Origin of the sequence: Desulforamulus ruminis DSM 2154, assembly GCF_000215085.1 — a bacterium.
In the GTDB taxonomy this organism is placed as follows: domain Bacteria; phylum Bacillota; class Desulfotomaculia; order Desulfotomaculales; family Desulfotomaculaceae; genus Desulfotomaculum; species Desulfotomaculum ruminis.
In genome coordinates, this window is the sequence record NC_015589.1 from 3739710 (window position 1) to 3755825 (window position 16116).

At 43.9% G+C, this 16116-nt stretch carries 12 protein-coding genes; all 12 read right to left on the minus strand.

Features of this window, described 5'->3' with window-relative positions; translation table 11 throughout:
• Nucleotides 1-47: 47 nt before the first annotated feature.
• The 12 genes from DESRU_RS18510 to murA all read right to left on the minus strand — a co-directional run bounded on the left by DESRU_RS18510 (nucleotide 48) and on the right by murA (nucleotide 16113).
• Entirely contained in the window at nucleotides 48-998 is a 951-nt protein-coding gene (locus DESRU_RS18510; RefSeq protein WP_013843621.1) for a GDP-mannose 4,6-dehydratase, read from the minus strand.
• A 17-nt stretch (nucleotides 999-1015) separates the two neighbouring features.
• Nucleotides 1016-1999 (minus strand): GDP-mannose 4,6-dehydratase, encoded by a 984-nt coding sequence (gmd, locus tag DESRU_RS18515; RefSeq protein ID WP_013843622.1) that lies wholly within the window; start codon nucleotides 1997-1999, stop codon nucleotides 1016-1018.
• Between the two features lie 71 nt (nucleotides 2000-2070).
• Nucleotides 2071-3594, minus strand: coding sequence for a sugar transferase (locus tag DESRU_RS18520; protein ID WP_013843623.1), 1524 nt, complete (start codon nucleotides 3592-3594; stop codon nucleotides 2071-2073).
• A gap of 16 nt (nucleotides 3595-3610) precedes the next feature.
• A complete protein-coding gene (locus tag DESRU_RS18525; protein WP_013843624.1) occupies nucleotides 3611-5929 on the minus strand; it encodes an O-antigen ligase family protein in 2319 nt (772 codons plus the stop codon).
• Between the two features lie 222 nt (nucleotides 5930-6151).
• Nucleotides 6152-6703: a copper amine oxidase N-terminal domain-containing protein gene (locus tag DESRU_RS18530; protein WP_013843625.1), complete on the minus strand. Its 552-nt coding sequence runs from the start codon at nucleotides 6701-6703 to the stop codon at nucleotides 6152-6154.
• Nucleotides 6704-6930: 227 nt separating this feature from the next.
• Nucleotides 6931-7926 (minus strand): TolC family protein, encoded by a 996-nt coding sequence (locus tag DESRU_RS18535; RefSeq protein ID WP_238446453.1) that lies wholly within the window; start codon nucleotides 7924-7926, stop codon nucleotides 6931-6933.
• Between the two features lie 188 nt (nucleotides 7927-8114).
• Entirely contained in the window at nucleotides 8115-10439 is a 2325-nt protein-coding gene (locus tag DESRU_RS18540; RefSeq protein WP_013843627.1) for a stalk domain-containing protein, read from the minus strand.
• Between the two features lie 489 nt (nucleotides 10440-10928).
• On the minus strand, nucleotides 10929-11963 hold the full coding sequence (mreB, locus tag DESRU_RS18545) for a rod shape-determining protein (protein ID WP_013843628.1): 1035 nt from the start codon (nucleotides 11961-11963) through the stop codon (nucleotides 10929-10931).
• A 283-nt stretch (nucleotides 11964-12246) separates the two neighbouring features.
• Nucleotides 12247-12498, minus strand: a complete 252-nt coding sequence (gene spoIIID / locus DESRU_RS18550; RefSeq protein ID WP_013843629.1) for a sporulation transcriptional regulator SpoIIID — start codon at nucleotides 12496-12498, stop codon at nucleotides 12247-12249.
• A gap of 263 nt (nucleotides 12499-12761) precedes the next feature.
• Entirely contained in the window at nucleotides 12762-13457 is a 696-nt protein-coding gene (locus tag DESRU_RS18555) for a M23 family metallopeptidase (RefSeq protein ID WP_013843630.1), read from the minus strand.
• Between the two features lie 278 nt (nucleotides 13458-13735).
• Nucleotides 13736-14704 carry a stage II sporulation protein D gene (gene spoIID, locus DESRU_RS18560; protein WP_013843631.1) on the minus strand — a complete coding sequence of 323 codons (969 nt, stop codon included), beginning with the start codon at nucleotides 14702-14704 and terminating at the stop codon, nucleotides 13736-13738.
• 134 nt (nucleotides 14705-14838) lie between these two features.
• Nucleotides 14839-16113: a UDP-N-acetylglucosamine 1-carboxyvinyltransferase gene (gene murA, locus DESRU_RS18565; RefSeq protein ID WP_013843632.1), complete on the minus strand. Its 1275-nt coding sequence runs from the start codon at nucleotides 16111-16113 to the stop codon at nucleotides 14839-14841.
• Nucleotides 16114-16116: the final 3 nt, after the last annotated feature.

Here is a 16116-nt window from a genome sequence, read left to right on the forward strand (position 1 = left end):
CTCCATGACATGTCATCTTTATCATTATATTTGCTCCTGGAAAAATGCTATCTCCCAGCATTTATCTTTACTTTGTCGCGCCACCAATTTAAGGTTTTTATAATACTATTTTCAAATTCAAGCTTAGGCCGCCAAGTAGTAGCTTGATATATTTTTGCATTAGAGCCAATAAACAGCGGTACTTCAGATGGGCGGAGCTTAGAAGCATCCTGTACTACTTCGATAGAAACCTTTGCCTGATTGATTAATATCTCTAAAATATCCTGAGCAGAACGAGCTATTCCTGAGCAGACATTGTAAATACCTGCAGCCGGACTCTTTTCCATTAAAAGTGCATATGCCCGTACCACATCTGTTACATCGGTAAAATCCCTTTTAGCATTGAGGTTCCCTACTCTTAACACAGGCGGTTTTATTTTTTGCTCAATCTCTGCAATCTGCGAAGCAAAATCACTAACTACATAGCCCATCTGCTGCCCTGGTCCAAAATGGTTGAAGGGGCGTACATGGATTACCTCCATTTCATATTTTTGAGATAATTGCAAAACCATTTGCCCCATGGCAAATTTACTGATAGCGTAGGGATTTTGGGGTAAGCATGGATGCTTCTCTGTTAAAGGCTCTCCTAATTTTCCGGTTAAGCCATATTCCTCACTTGAACCTATGGTTATTAACCGCGTCCGCGGCATCATATCCCTTAACGCTTTCAACAAATTTATAGTTCCTGTAATATTCACATCAACTGTACTCACGGGATCTTCCCAGGCTAGTCTGACCGTGCTCTGGGCAGCCAAGTGAAAAACCACATCTGGTGTGCTGTATTTTAATGCCTTTTTTATACTGGAAGGGTCTGTAATATCCATATTCAGGTACAAGGTGTCTAAATTATCCGGAGGTGTCAGCGCACGCCCTGAAGCATATATCGTATGTCCTTCCTTTAAGTAATCGACTAAATGTCGCCCTACAAAACCGTTTGCACCTGTAACCAGTATTTTCATTATATAATACCTACCAGTTAAAGATTTTTAATTTCCGCACGGACTCTCTCCATATCTGCATCAACCATCATTTGAATCAATTCCTCAAGAGTCGTCCTTGCTTCCCAACCAAGCCTCTCTTTGGCCTTATCAGGGGTTCCGAGCAATACGTCCACTTCAGCAGGCCGATAAAACTTAGGATCAACTACTACATGATCTTCATAAAATAATCCAACATGTTTAAAGGCAATATCACACATCTCTCTTACCGTTGTGGTTCTTCCTGTAGCAATAACATAGTCGTCCGGCGCTTCTTGTTGCAGCATCATCCACATGGCTTCTACATAGTCTCCGGCAAAACCCCAATCCCGTTTGGCATCAATGTTTCCTAAACGAAGCTCTTTTTGTAAGCCCAGCTTTATGCGAGCCACTGCATCTGTAACTTTCCTTGTAACAAACTCTATTCCCCGAATGGGGGACTCATGGTTAAAAAGAATTCCGCTGCAGGCAAAGATTTTAAAGCTTTCTCTATAATTTACCGTTATCCAATGCCCATACAATTTTGCCACCGCATAAGGACTCCGGGGATAGAAAGGAGTCTTTTCCGACTGTTTCTGTTCCTGTATCAGCCCGAACATTTCACTGGTCGATGCCTGATAAAAGCGAATGCTTGGGTCAGTGAGTCTAATGGCCTCTAAGATATTTAAGACTCCCAGCCCGGTAATCTGAGCTGTCAATACAGGTTGCTCCCAAGATGTTCCCACAAAGCTTTGGGCAGCCAGGTTATATACTTCTGCCGGAGTCGCCTTTTTTATCGCTCTAATCAAGGAGGATAGATCCGTTACATCCCCTTCAATTATTTCTACCTTATTTATTATCCCTAAATATTCTAACCTCCAAGTCATGCTGGAACTGCGTCGGGGCATCAATCCGTATACTTTATAGCCCTTTTTCAATAAAAGCTGTGCCAAATAAGCTCCATCTTGTCCTGTTATCCCTGTTATTAATGCTCCTTTTAACATAAATATCTCCTCTTCAAAATCTTTTATTAAAAAAAATTTGATTAGATAATGTTTCTTCTGGTCCCTCTTTTTTAATAAGCTCCTTCTTTTCTTAATACCACCCGGATTGTCTTTATTAATAATATAATATCCAACCACAACGACCAGTTTCTCACATACCAAGTATCAAGTTTCAGCCTACCCTCAAACTCAATCTCATTACGACCGCTAACCTGCCAAAGGCCGGTTATTCCAGGCTTTGCCACATGAATATCATATATCCAATTGCCCATTTGCTTTCTTTCTCTTGGCAAATAAGGCCTGGGGCCTACTAAACTCATATCCCCCATTATTACATTAATAAGCTGGGGAAGCTCATCTAGGCTAAATCTTCTCAACAGCGAACCTATTTTGGTAACCCGAGGATCATAATCCTTTAGTTTATTAAAGGTCTGCCATTGCTTTTTGGCTTGTTGATTTGTCCTCAGATATTTCTTTAATACTTTATCTCCGTCGATATACATCGTTCTGAATTTATAGCATGTAAAAGCTGCTCCATTTTGCCCCAATCTTTCCTGAGCAAAAAAAACAGGTCCTTTGGAATCGATTTTAATGGCCGCAGCCATGACAAACATTATCGGCATGCACAGCAACGACATTATTGAGCCTGTCATAATATCAAAAGCTCGCTTAATACTCTTATTTAAATTTGACTTAAGCTTATTTTTTACATTAAGTAGCAAAGCCTGTTCATCAAAAAAGTATTCTACTTCAATACCATTCATAGAGATGCCAAACAAATCAGGAACCAGCATCACGTTGTTCACCAATGGTTGTATTCGATTGGTTAATTCTACCAGGTTCTTTGCCGGCAAGCCCGGGGCGGCAACAATTACTTCCTGCACTCCGGAAGCTAAAATAATGCTCTCGGCTTCATCGAAGGTACCAAGTTTCGGAATTATCTCTTTTGACCTTGGATGAACAAGACCGTTGATTTCTTTATTATCATCCAAAAAACCGATTATTTTATAACCCATGGTGTCTTCCCGGGTAAATGCCCTAAGAATTAATTCTCCTGTTTTCCCTGCCCCTATAATTAAAACTGGTTTGCTCCAAATACGCATCTTTATAAGAAAAAGTTTGCCAAAGTATCGGAATGTCGGGATAAGTACAATAGTCACTAACCAGGTAATCATTACTAAAGTTCTGGATATTTCCCCAGTCATTTTTGCTAAATAGAGTAATGATATAGAGAAAATCACAGCCAAAGTACTGGCCTTTAGTATTTTTTCTACCTCTTTCCAAAAGGGCATTCGCTTTTGGTACAAATCTTCATAGGCCATGCAGGCTATTATTGTAAATGGCAACCACCCTAGGTTTTGCAGGGTATTCTCCAGGAGTTCGGGCTTAAATACGCCCGGTAACAACCATGGCAAGGCATAAATCCTAGTTAAATAGGCAATTAGCAGGCTAGTGCCAATGGCCACTGCATCTAATAATATTAAACACGGAATCACAATGAATCCCTTTGTAGTTAAAGAAACCTTTGAAGCGCTTTGGTCGGGATGAAGCGGCATTTTTACTGTCTGGTTTACTGCTGGACCTTCAGTCAACACTCACACCTCCAGCAGGTTAATTTAATAAGGGTTTTAACGAAATAAGTTCAGCAAATTGCTTCTTAATAGAAGGGTTCTCCTTTTCTGCTTTTTGCAGGATTTCCTGGCTTTTAGCTAAGTCGCCTTGCCTTTGCGCGAGCAACGCCTGCCAAATAAGACTCTCTTTCTGGACTTCCGGGTTTTGAGCGGCTTCATTTATATTAGAAACTGCCTGATCCAAGTTGCCGGCAAGAAGATTAGCTATACCAATGTTTAATTTTATTTTATCCGTTACCGTAAGAGGAGGCGCATAGACCCACAATTCCCTCTTTTCCGGTTGAACCGATTCCATCACCGAGTTCATGTTCTTCGGGATGGACAAGGTTTGATTAATAAATTTAGAAGCTATGTTATCTCTTCCTGCTTTTAGCTCACTCGTCGCTGCTGAGATCAATACGTTAGAAAACAATTCATAATAGCGCACCTTCAGGGGCGCCAATTCTACTGCTTTTTGGGCAGCTGAAACTGCTTGATCATTTTGATTGGCTCGGAGATATGCAATGGCTAATTCATATTGTCTCTCTGGATTGTAACGGGCCATTCTCGCTGCTTTCTCGGCATATTCAATAGCCTTGTCCTGCTTGCCAAATACTACTCCTTGCAATTGAGAGGCTATACCATAATTCTCGGAAGCCAGAGGATTCATCATAATGGCTTGGTGAATTAGGGTCTCAGCCCGCTCTCCATCTCCTGAGGTAACTGCGTTAACGGACGCCGAAGCTAAATTCGAAGAAGAAATCATTATTAAAGTACCACCTATTACAGTCACCGCCAACGTAGTTGATATTGCTAGTTTATAACGAGAAAATTTATTTTTGGGGGTCTCTTTTGTTTCTTTAGATTCCGCTTCTTGAGCAGAACCAACAGCAACCAAGCAAGCCATCAGTGTAAACATCGTTATTGTTAATGCAGCCAGTGACAAATCAAAATCAAATACTGCGTGGGAAATAATAGCAAGAACAGAACAAATCAAAGTAGCCACTAGGCTTCGAGAATGGTCATATGTTAATGAAGCTATATAAATTTTAATCGACTTGATTAAAAATATGATCCATATAGTAGCTGCAATTAACAATCCGGCCAAGCCTGTCTCAATAGCTATCTGCAAGAAATAGCTATGGGTTTGTCTGGCAGTATATCCATATCCCTGGTAGATGCTATACGCTTCAGACCAGCCGCCGCCACCCCATCCTAAAATTGGTCTTTCCTTTATCATTTTTAGACCGTCCTGATAGATGGTAAGGCGTTCCATAGCTCCATGCATATGAATTTTTTCCATTATTATTTGAAAAACACCTAAGGAGCCAAGAGCTGCTGAACCAACGATTATAATGATGATCATTGTAATTAGTAATTGTCGGAATGTGATTTTAATTGCTGAATCACTATTACAAAATTTCATTATCGCCCATTGTCCTAAGGATACAACAGTTATTCCTCCAATAATCCACAGCCAGGCTAAACCGATATTTTTCTCCGTGATACCGAAAAGAAACATTTTACTCACTAAAAGACCAAGGAGGCTCAAAATAATTGTACTAGTTATTAAACTAAATCTTTTAGATATAGGGCTGAGAAACCATAAGACTACCATAAAAATTCCAAATATGATGTATCCTCCATGGGATTGTGTAGAGAAAAAAACCATCAGCAACAAGAAATTGCCTACTGAAAGGACTCCTTTATGCAGATTGGTTGATAGTTCTTCTCTTAGGTATGAACCAATAAAAATAGAAGCGGTCAGAAATGAAGCTAGTGAATTTTTGTACTGGAAAGTTGAAGCAATGGTTCCACCGTCGCTGGTTAAAAAGCCATCTTTAATTTGTAAAAAGCCTGAGGCTGTAAAAATGCCAGCGATTGATACACCAAGAGCAGTAAGGTATATAACAAAAAAAATATTCCGTATATTTTTTCCTGAACGAAGCAACTTAACAGCAGACCAAAAAACCAAAAAATATAAAAGGTTTTCAATCACTTCGTCCAGCGAAAAGGCATAATTGGCAGCGGAAAAAGTAGCCATCATGTAGATAAGTGGTAACCCTAATATCATAAAATTTAAGGGCTCTACTGAAAATATACGATTTTCCCCACGATAATAAATCAGACTAGTTAACCAAAAGATTATCATAGCAAAAATTAATGCTACTCTTTGATCCTTAGCAAAAAAAAGCCCGCTAAAAAAAGGAGAGAAAACCAGCAATATACAGAATCCCCAAAAAGCAATCTGTTCAATTATATTTTCACTCTTTATGGCAGTTTTCTTTTTAATATTTCTTTTGATCGAAACAGTACTCATATAAACATACTCCTAATAAATATGATATTTATATTTTTGATTCTACAATTGCCGGCAATATTCCTTTTATATTTACATTTTCTCTAAAAGGAAAAATTTGATTCATTGATTTATTTAAGATTAAATATTTCTATTTGGTAATAAAAATAGGCTGGTAACTTTTTCTACCAGCCATAACTTAGTGAAAATCAGCGATTTGGCGTATATTGTAAAACAATTCTGTTAAAAATCATCCTTTATCTTTTCTACAAGCAAATTTCCATTTTTAGAATCCCATATAAATGGCACAAAATCTCCTCTTTCCCACAGGATTTGTAAAGATACGGTTGAAAATTCTCCTCTCTTGATGGGCGTATATTTAAAATTTCTGTTATTGAAACTAATATGGCTGCTTCCGAGACCTATAGAATAGTAATTTGAATAATATCTTCTCATCAGATCTATGTAATTATGAACTTCCATATATACTTGACCATCTTGTTCCCAATAGGGCCAGGTTGTTTGTTTACCATTCAACTTCATTAATTTATAGTCTGGGGTATTACTAATAATTTCGACTGTGGGATTTAGGTCGTTCCAATTAACCTCCGCATTCAAGGATTCTGCAATAAACCTCAGAGGAACCATAACATGCCTTTCTATAATTCGGGCTGGGGTTGTTGGGTCTGTAACACTTCCATTAATTCGTATTTCAATGTTTTGCTGAGCAAATCCCTGTCTACCAAAAGAAAAACTAAAACAGAGGATCAATAAAATAATCGTTAATTTTTTCATATAAGCCTCCTATATAAAATTAGTCCAAGGTTAAGCTCAATATATATTCTCTGTATTTACCAAAAACCCTCTGTTTTTTCAATTTATCTCTAAAAAATAGCCAACCCATACCGCTTTAAGTGGTACGGGTTAGCATTTAAGGTTAGCTCTGCCCACTCTTTTTGAGCAAGTGCAAGATTGCCTAGTTCAGGTTTATTATATAGTGAGATTTATAAGCTTGCCACCCTCTAGGATTGCCCAACGCCATAGGCCCAGGGCTTTTTAAAGGCATAGGCAAGTATTTGATGTTGTCCACTAATTGCCAACACATTTTGCTGAGCCTCCAGAAGATCCGTTTCGGCTTTTAATAAGTCAGACTTTGTTAACATACCAATCTCGTATTTAACTTTTGCTACCTTTAAGGCCTCTTCTGCCACAGTTACGCTTTCTTTTGCGCCGGCATACTGTTCTTCCAATTGCTTCAATGAATAATAGAATGTTCTTACTGTTTTACCTGTCATATCCTTTATGTCGGCGGTACTTAATTCCGCTTTCTTCAAGTCGATTTCTTTTGCCTCGTATGGCTCTGTTCTATGGGAATCTGTAAAATCATATAGTCTTTTTGTCAATTTAGCCAGATAAACGTTTTGTTCCGCCAGCCATACACTCGGGCTTGAATCCAGAATCCGGCTAACCTCCGAATCAAGGCTAGCAACTTCTACCGGTTTCAGTTCAGGCATATCCAGCAACACCGGCCGAGCGTCAGGAGAAAAGCCCATGAGTTGATTAAATTTCTGGTAGGCATCCTCCAAGGCTTTCACAGAAGATTCTAAAGTTGTCTTGGCAGCAATATAATTGGCTTCCGCCTGCTTATAGTTAAGATTATCCAGCGTTCCAACCACCTTGCTTGTCAATGCCACGCGTCTTTGCCAATCTGCATTATTTAATTTTACTTCCGCAACCTTAGCCTTTTCCTGAGCCTGAATTACTTCATTGTATGCTTCAATAACTGACATTTCGACAGAGTCTTTTTTGGCCTCATAATTCTTTCGCGACATATTATAGTTTATTTCAGTTTGTGTTTGATTAAGCATTAAATTTTCCACGTCAGATGAAGCCACCGGTCCAGAGGGTATATACTCAAGCTTATCAGCAACGTAGTCTCTGACTTCCTGACCTCGTTCTACATCATATTCTGCATTTCTCAAGGATATATCCTGCTGCATGGCTCTATCGATGGCCATTTGCAATGTTAGACCGGAAGTATCTGATTCCTCTGCCCAAGCTCCGGGAATACACACCAAAACAAGGAGGCATACGGTTATAAACCTACTGAAGATTTTTCGCATTAACCTCACCTTTAATTCACTATTTAGGAGAAGAAGCCCAGACTGAGGTCTGGGCTTCTTTTAGTTAGTCAGTTACTTCGATACTAGTAAGAAATTACAACCTGATTGTTTGCAAAACCTACTTGAGCACCGAACCCTTCAGCTACAAAGCGAGCAGGCAGCATTGTGCGACCGTTTACAACTTCAGGAGCTACGTCCATTGCAGTCAGAGTACCGTTGTTGTCAAGGTTCTTGTCGCCAACAGTCATCTTCAGAGTAACGTCGCCCTTCTTCAGGGTTACTACACCGTTTTCATAACCAATGTTTTCTTCCGCTACACCCAGAGACAGGGCCAGGTAGCGAACGGGCACATAGGTGCGGCTGTCCTTGATGTAAGGAGCAACATCCATTACTTTGGTTACTCCACCAATGCTGTATACCGTGGAACCGATAGTAAAGGTAACAGCACCGCTTTCACTGGCAGGAGTAATAACATTAGCTACAGTAGCGCTAGCAGCAGAGGAGCTCTTGGGGAATACTTTAAACGCGTCATCACCATTGGTGGCAACGGTGAAGGCTTCTTGGCCCTCTACTTCAACTACACCACTAGTATTAATACTGAAGTAATCTTTTACTTCGGACTCAGTGTTAACATCACTTACTGCATCGCCTTTAACCTTCACGGTTACAGGTCCTACAGGAACAGTACGGTCTACAATGTACTTCAAGCCAGAGATTTTAATTGTGCTGGCGGTTGTGCTGTCGCCATCAATATAGAAGGTTACCTGGTTGTCGTCTTCAGCACCATCGTCCTGAGTCTTGATGCTGTCTTCATCAATATTCAGGTCGCCTTCAGTCACTTCTACTTCAGGCTCGGAAGCAAAACGCACACCCTGGGGCAGGTCAAGAACCATCCAGCAGTCGTCTTTGATAGCACCAGCTTCAGCTTCGGTGATAATGATCTCGCCACCGGCTACGTTGCTGGTACCAATCTTCAGATCAGGAGCGCTATCAACTTTTACAGATACAGGATTAACGATTTTAGCTACAACCAGTTCACCAGTCAAGCCTGCAGTACCGCCGACTTTAACTTTGAGATCACCGGTTACGCCGGGTTCCAAAACAACTTCCATGTCTTCCAGAATCAATTCAGCCGCATCAGAAGACTTGCCGCTAAATGTGAATTTAGCAGTTTTACCATCTTTACCGGGGAAACCAGTTACATCAATATCCAAGCCGCTATCGCTGTCATCATCCAGATCGCCCCATCTAGCATTGGCAGGCAATTCTAAGGTCAGAGTACGTCCATCAATAAGGCTCTCTGCAACAGATTCAGTGATAATAAGGTTGGCAATCTGCTGTTCCAACATACCAGCATAAACGGTAGGAACATCTCCGTCTACTTTAATTTCAGTTTCGTAGTTGCCATAGTTACCAACTTTTAATTCAGAAGGAGCAATATCGCTTTCGCCGCTGATTTTCATCATGATTTCACCAAGCTTAGCATCGGTTTCATCATCAACTTCAATATCTACCACAATTTCAATGCAAGTAGCAGAATCGGTTGTGAAACCGTTTGCTAAGTCTATTTGCAGTTCATCATCATCAGCAAAGATTGTAGCATCAGTGTTAGTAGAATCATTTAAAGCATCTGCCAGATCGGAATCTCCCCAGATAGTGCTAACAGATGTGGGGTTTTTAAAGGCAAAACCTTTGGGCAGTTTAAACAAAACAGACTCATCTTCGTCTTCTAAAGCACCGGCACGGTCTTCAGTTATACGAATTTTAATTTCATCGCTGTTACTGAAGGAATCCACACTGCTAACAGTTACGTTTACGGCACCGCCGCTTGCATTACCGATAGTTGCACTGCCAGCCGGGAAACCAGATCCGGAAGGAGCGTCAAAAGTCAAATCAATTTGACCGGAGAAACCGTCATCTACATAAACTTTCTTAGCATAGATGTAGAACCAAGCATCGTCACCAGAGGAAGGATTACCAACTACTTGCATTTTAACTTCATTGTCTTTCAGGCGTGTAAACTGAAGCATTCCAGCGCCAGCCAGAGCGTTGTTGTCACCGCCCACTTTGTCAGGAACTAAAACATAGTTATCAATACCATATTTGTAGGCAGAACCCTGTACGGATCCAGTATTCCAATCGTCAGATGTCGTTTTAGCACTACCCGTTCTCCATTCAAAGTCAGAAGGCAGGCGGAAGGTTACAACATCACCTTGTTCTAGCTGACCAGCTGTAAAGTGTGCAAAAACAGCACCCAAATCCTGAACAGCGTCGTCTTCTACAGTGTTTGCTTTAATCGTGGTGTACTCGCTGGCAGCAAACGCAGAACCTGCGGGAAGAAGCAGGCCGATTAGCATAGCTAGAGTCACCAGAATGGAGATTGCCTTGTTGGCTTTTCTCAGCTTCAAAACGTTTTCCTCCTAAATGTTATTCCAAGGTTTTATTGTTGTCCGGACTCGGCTTTACACCTTACCGGTTGGCTTACTTCCCTTGGTTGAAGTTGGCCAAGCTATTGATTGGTTAGTTGGACGAACCATTCCCCTCTAGGTCCGACCATCCCCCCTTTCAATAAAATTTAAAAAGGTGCCTGGATTTTTGCCATTTCCTGCAAGATGTCGGTTATGGCATTGTTACTGCCTTGTAGACGGCACCAATTGCTAGATGTGGTTAGTTCTACACAAGCTGGCAAAAATCCTTTAAATCTGGGTCTTTTTTTCTTAAAAGGCTTTGTTTGCTACTAAGCAATTCAATAAGTTAGACGGCTGTTTTCACAAAAGGTTCCCGCAAAGGTGAAAGTTTTTTATGATCAACTTTAAAATAAAAAGGCGTCTATCCTTCCTTTCAAAGAGATAGACGCTTCCTTTTTCTGAAATGTTCCCTAGATTATTCTTTTTATATTACCCCATGACCTTCTTAAACAGCTTACTGCTCTTCTGTTTCGGCAGCACATTCATCATAGCCAGCGCCTTGCCGGTACCCAAGGCGATACAGGAGATAGCGTCGTCAGCTACATAAACCGGGAGACCGGTCTCCTCGGAGAGGAGGGTATCCATACCGTTGAGCAGTGCGCCGCCACCGGTCATGACGATGCCTTTGTTGACAATATCGGCGGCCAGTTCGGGAGGGGTTACCTCCAGCACTTCTTTCACAGCTCCCACTACAGCTTCCAATGGTTCCTCAATAGCGTTGTAAATCTGGTGGCTGCTGACGGTAACCGCTTTAGGCAGGCCGGTAATCAGGTCACGGCCACGGATTTGCATGACTCTTTCTCCGGTACGCTGAGGGTGCGCGGTGGCAATTTCCACTTTAATTTCCTCGCCGGTACGTTCACCGATCATGAGGCTGAATTCTTTCCTTATGTAGCGCACGATGGCTTCGTCGAACTTGTCTCCGCCTACCCGGATGGAACGGCTGACCACAATGCCGCCTAGGGAGAGGACAGCCACATCGGAGGTGCCGCCGCCGATGTCCACCACCATGGAGCCGCTGGGTTCCGAAATGTCGATGCCCGCGCCCAGGGCGGCTGCCAGGGGCTCTTCAATGAGGTGAGCGGTGCGGCCGCCGGCCTGGATGGTGGCCTGGCGGACGGCCCGTTCTTCTACCCCGGTAACCCCGGAGGGGATGCAGACCATAACCCGGGGGCGGAAGAACCATTTCTTGCCGTTGGCTTTATTAATGAAGTAACGAAGCATTTTTTCTGTTACGTCGTAATCGGCGATAACTCCTTCCCGCAGGGGGCGGGTGGCTACAATATTGCCCGGGGTGCGGCCCAGCATGCGGCGGGCTTCTTCACCCACGGCAATAATCCGTCCGGTGTCTTTATTTATGGCTACCACCGAAGGTTCCCGGAGAACAATTCCTTTTCCTTTTACATAAACCAGTACGCTGGCGGTTCCCAGGTCCACCCCGATGTCGGAGCTCAGTCCAAACATTTGTTGTTCCTCCTAAAATAGGTATTATGATTCGGTTTTTATTATGTATCAAAGGTTGGTCAATTGTTTTCAGTCTTTGACATCCGGTTTCCTGCTGAAAACAAATGACGACAGCCGGACCCTTGAGGAATACCCTCAGCAAGGGCTTGTCCGCCCGTCTAGCCACGGAATAGGAAACGTAGAAACAAAAGAAAAAAGTAGGAAAGGCAGATTTGACCTAATTCAGTAAAATTCTATCCTTCCTACTAAAATTCCTCTTTATATATAAAATTTCTCAGCGGGATTAAATAATTTCTTTATATTTGCGCCGGGTGGCTTCCCCGCCCCTTAAATGGCGCTCGGCCTTATTCTCATCCAGTATGGCTTTGACCTCCTGCGCCAGGTGTTTATTTAATGAAGGAAGCCGCTCGGTCATATCTTTGTGGACCGTGCTTTTGCTTACCTGGAAAACCTGGGCCGCCCCCCGAACGGTGGCCTTTGTCTCCAAAATATATGCACAGATGTCCAGCACCCGTTTTTGGATGTAGTCCTGCATTTCCCTACCTCCTGTTTCGGTCTTCAGACATCCGACGGGGATGCCTGTTGCAAAAAACCTTTGCCGGTCGTCACTGATAAAACATATTGGTAAAACCCGTTGACCTGGGTCCCCGGTTTTCTTTCAATATCGATTTTCATGGAATTGACGTAGCCCAGCGAAACTTTTATTTAAATATATGCAGGAGGGTAGTAGAAATGCCACAAAACAAAAAGAAAATGGCCGGTAAACGGCCATTTTCATTGGCTAGGACAATCTATTTTTTATTTCCAGTAAGTATTGGGGTCCACAGGTTCCCCATCCTTGGTTACTTTAAAGAACAGGTGATTCTGATTAATCCCGTTTATTCTATTGTAAGCACCCAGAGTACCGATGACGGCATCCCGGGATAGTCTCTCTCCGGCTTTAACCACGACTTGTTCCAATCCGCTGTAGATCGTTTCCCAGCCGTCGCCGTGGTTCACCGTGACCTGTTGGGTGCCGTTCTCCGCTGTGCTTACCAGGGATACGGTACCCGGAAGGGCGGCTTTGATTTCTGCCCCGGGATTGGCAGCCAAGGCCACTCCACTATTATACCGGTAGTCCTGGAACACTTCGGAAAAGCTCATGCCCACGCCGGTAAGGGCATGACCCATGACCGGTTTCACCATTTCCTCCGGATTTACCGGCGTTTGTACAACCGCCTTTTCCAACGGTTCCTGAACGCCGGAAGTGTTTTGTTCAGAAACCGGCTGGTTTTCTGTCTTCTGGACAGCCGGTGGACTGGTGATTGCCAGAGTGGTATTGGGTTGGTTGTGCCAGCTATAAAAGAGGTACGCGGACAACAGGGAGAGGGACAACACAAATCCAATCAAGGCCACGGTGTTAAGCTGGTTATTTTTAAACAGCCATCTTTTCAGCCATTCCCGATATTTTCTAATTGGGTTCTGATCGCGCAAGCTATCTTCAAAGGGCCACATTATCAGATCACCTCGGTTACTCATTTAGTTAGAGTATGGCCGAAAGCGATTGATTTTATACTCATAAGGATTTCTTTGGGGCAAGTTGTTAGCCTAATTAGCATTTCCTTAGGTCCTGCCTATTGGGCCCTTCTTTTGGGTCCTGTTGTTAGACTTGTTAGCATTCCTTTGGGGTCTAGTGTTTTTTCTACAGGATCCGTGAGTATAGCCCGCAAGGCCAGCAACAGGACCCTCAAGGAACGCCTCAGAGTCTGGACCCGGGAGCACTACTTACAAGACTAGTCCATCGACACAATCTCCACGCCGGTGTAGTAATGTTGAAGAATTTGTTTGTAGTCTTTGCCCTGCTGGGCCATGCCTTTGGCGCCGTATTGGCATAGTCCCACCCCATGGCCGTAGCCCCGGGTGGTAAAGGTAATTTTATCTCCTTTTATTTCCCAGGTAATCCGGGTGGACCGCAGACCCAGGATTTCCCGCAGCATGGTGGCGGGATAGGTCTTGCTGCCGATTTTTATTTCCTTGGGACGGCCGGTGCCGGTTTCTTTGGTAACCAGAACGGGTATGGCCTTGTTGCCGGCAACCACCGGGGTGGCTGAAAGGTTTGTTTTCAATTTTTGGTCCAATTCCGCCAAGGTGAAGGTTACCTGACGATCCGGGTTGGGGTCGGCATTGTAAGGACAGTCCACTCCTTTCAGGTAGGGAGCCGAGGCGGCCCATACGTCTTCGGCATTTTCAGTGCCCCCGCCGCAGGAAGCGTGAAAGGCCGGAAAGATCAGTTGATTTTGATAGGTAATAACCTGCCCTTTGGTGCTGTCCACCGCCCATTTTATTTTATAGTAATATTCCATGAATTTAACCGGGCCCCAGCGATTTTTCATTTCTTCCCGGGAAATCCAGGCCTGACCCTCTTTGGGATCGCTGGAAACATCCGCTCCGGGGTGTTTGTTGTTGGCCACCCCGCCGGGCACCATGCGCTGCATGATGAAGGTACGGGCCGCCACCGCCTGAGCCTTTAAGGCTTCCACAGGAAAAGAAGCCGGCATTTCGGCAGCCACAACCCCCAGGAGATATTCATTCATGGGGAGTTTTATAATTTGACCGGTTTCATGATTGTACATGCTTACGGCTGCCTCTTGTGTTTTAATTTGGGCCGGTTTCAACCACTGGGCCAATTTTAAGGAAAAGGTTGGAAAAGCTACAATTAGAACGATTATTCCCACCAAGGCCAGTCCGATTTTACGAAGCAAAGGATTCACCTCTAATGCATTAATATGATTTTGTGAGACACACCTCGCTTGCTAAATAACCAGCATGTCCCCTTACAAATATATGAGGGCAGATGGCTATTTATTCCATCTGCCCTCATATATTTGTATCTTTTTCAACCCACTCCGGCGGGAACACATTCTTCCACCCGGCGGATATTGGCTCCAATGCCCTGAAGTTTTTCGATAAAATTTTCGTATCCCCGGTCAATGTGATGGATGTTGGATACTTCCGTTTCTCCTTCACTGATCAGGCCGGCCAGTACCAGGGAAGCGCCTGCCCTTAAATCAGTGGCTTTTACCTGAGCCCCGGTGAGCCTCTTTACACCCTGCACAATGGCGGTTCTTCCTTCAATTTTTATTTTGGCCCCCATGCGTTTCAACTCGTTTACGTGCATGAAACGGTTTTCAAAGACGGTTTCGGTAATGATGCTGGTGCCCTCGGCCACCGAGGTAAGGGCCATAATCTGGGCCTGCATGTCGGTGGGAAAACCGGGGTAAGGCATGGTCTTTATGTCAATTCCTTTGATTCGGCCATGGCCATATACCCGGATGCCGTTCTCCTCTTCCACCAGTTCCACCCCGGCCTCGGTCAGTTTTGCCATCACCGGCTTCAGGTGGTCCACAATGATGTTTTCCACCAGCACCTGACCCTTGGTGATGGCCGCAGCCACCAGATAGGTTCCGGCTTCGATGCGGTCCGGAATAACCGCATGGGTGGCTCCGTTCAATCCTGGCACGCCGTCAATGCGGATCACCTTGGTGCCGGCTCCTTTAATTTTTGCCCCCATGGAGTTCAGGTAATTGGCCAGGTCCACAATTTCCGGTTCTTCCGCAGCATTTTCAATGCAGGTCTGACCTCTGGCCAGTACAGCAGCCATCATAATGTTTTCAGTGGCCCCAACGCTGGGAAAGTCTAAGTAAATCTTTGCTCCTTTTAATTCCCTGGCAACTGCTTCGATATAGCCGGAACCATAGCGAATATCTGCCCCCAGGGCGGCAAAACCCTTTAGATGCAGGTCAATGGGCCGGGTGCCGATGGCACAGCCGCCGGGCAGGGAGATTCTCGCCTTGCCGGCCCGGGCCAGCAAGGGCCCCAAGACCAGAAAGGACGCCCTCATTTTACGCACATATTCATAGGGAGCCTCGGTCTGCGTTAAGTCGGGAACCTTTATGGATAACTCACCCGGGTTTCGTTCTATTCTGGCTCCCAGATGCTCCAGCACCGAGCTGATGATTCCCACATCCGCCAGATTTGGCACATCCAACAGACGGGTGGGGGATTCTGTTAGCAGTGAAGCGGCCAGTATCGGCAAAACCGCATTCTTGGCACCGCTAACCCGTATATTTCCTTCCAGAGGCTTGCTGCCGTTGACAATAATTTTTTCCAATGT

Excerpts from the sequence above, each read along its gene's own strand:
- DESRU_RS18510 (WP_013843621.1), bottom strand. The coding sequence starts at position 998 with ATGAAAATACTGGTTACAGGTGCAAACGGTTTTGTAGGGCGACATTTA.
- gmd (WP_013843622.1), bottom strand. The coding sequence starts at position 1,999 with ATGTTAAAAGGAGCATTAATAACAGGGATAACAGGACAAGATGGAGCT.
- DESRU_RS18525 (WP_013843624.1), bottom strand. The coding sequence starts at position 5,929 with ATGAGTACTGTTTCGATCAAAAGAAATATTAAAAAGAAAACTGCCATA.
- DESRU_RS18530 (WP_013843625.1), bottom strand. The coding sequence starts at position 6,703 with ATGAAAAAATTAACGATTATTTTATTGATCCTCTGTTTTAGTTTTTCT.
- DESRU_RS18535 (WP_238446453.1), bottom strand. The coding sequence starts at position 7,926 with ATGGCCATCGATAGAGCCATGCAGCAGGATATATCCTTGAGAAATGCA.
- mreB (WP_013843628.1), bottom strand. The coding sequence starts at position 11,963 with ATGTTTGGACTGAGCTCCGACATCGGGGTGGACCTGGGAACCGCCAGC.
- spoIIID (WP_013843629.1), bottom strand. The coding sequence starts at position 12,498 with ATGCAGGACTACATCCAAAAACGGGTGCTGGACATCTGTGCATATATT.
- DESRU_RS18555 (WP_013843630.1), bottom strand. The coding sequence starts at position 13,457 with ATGTGGCCCTTTGAAGATAGCTTGCGCGATCAGAACCCAATTAGAAAA.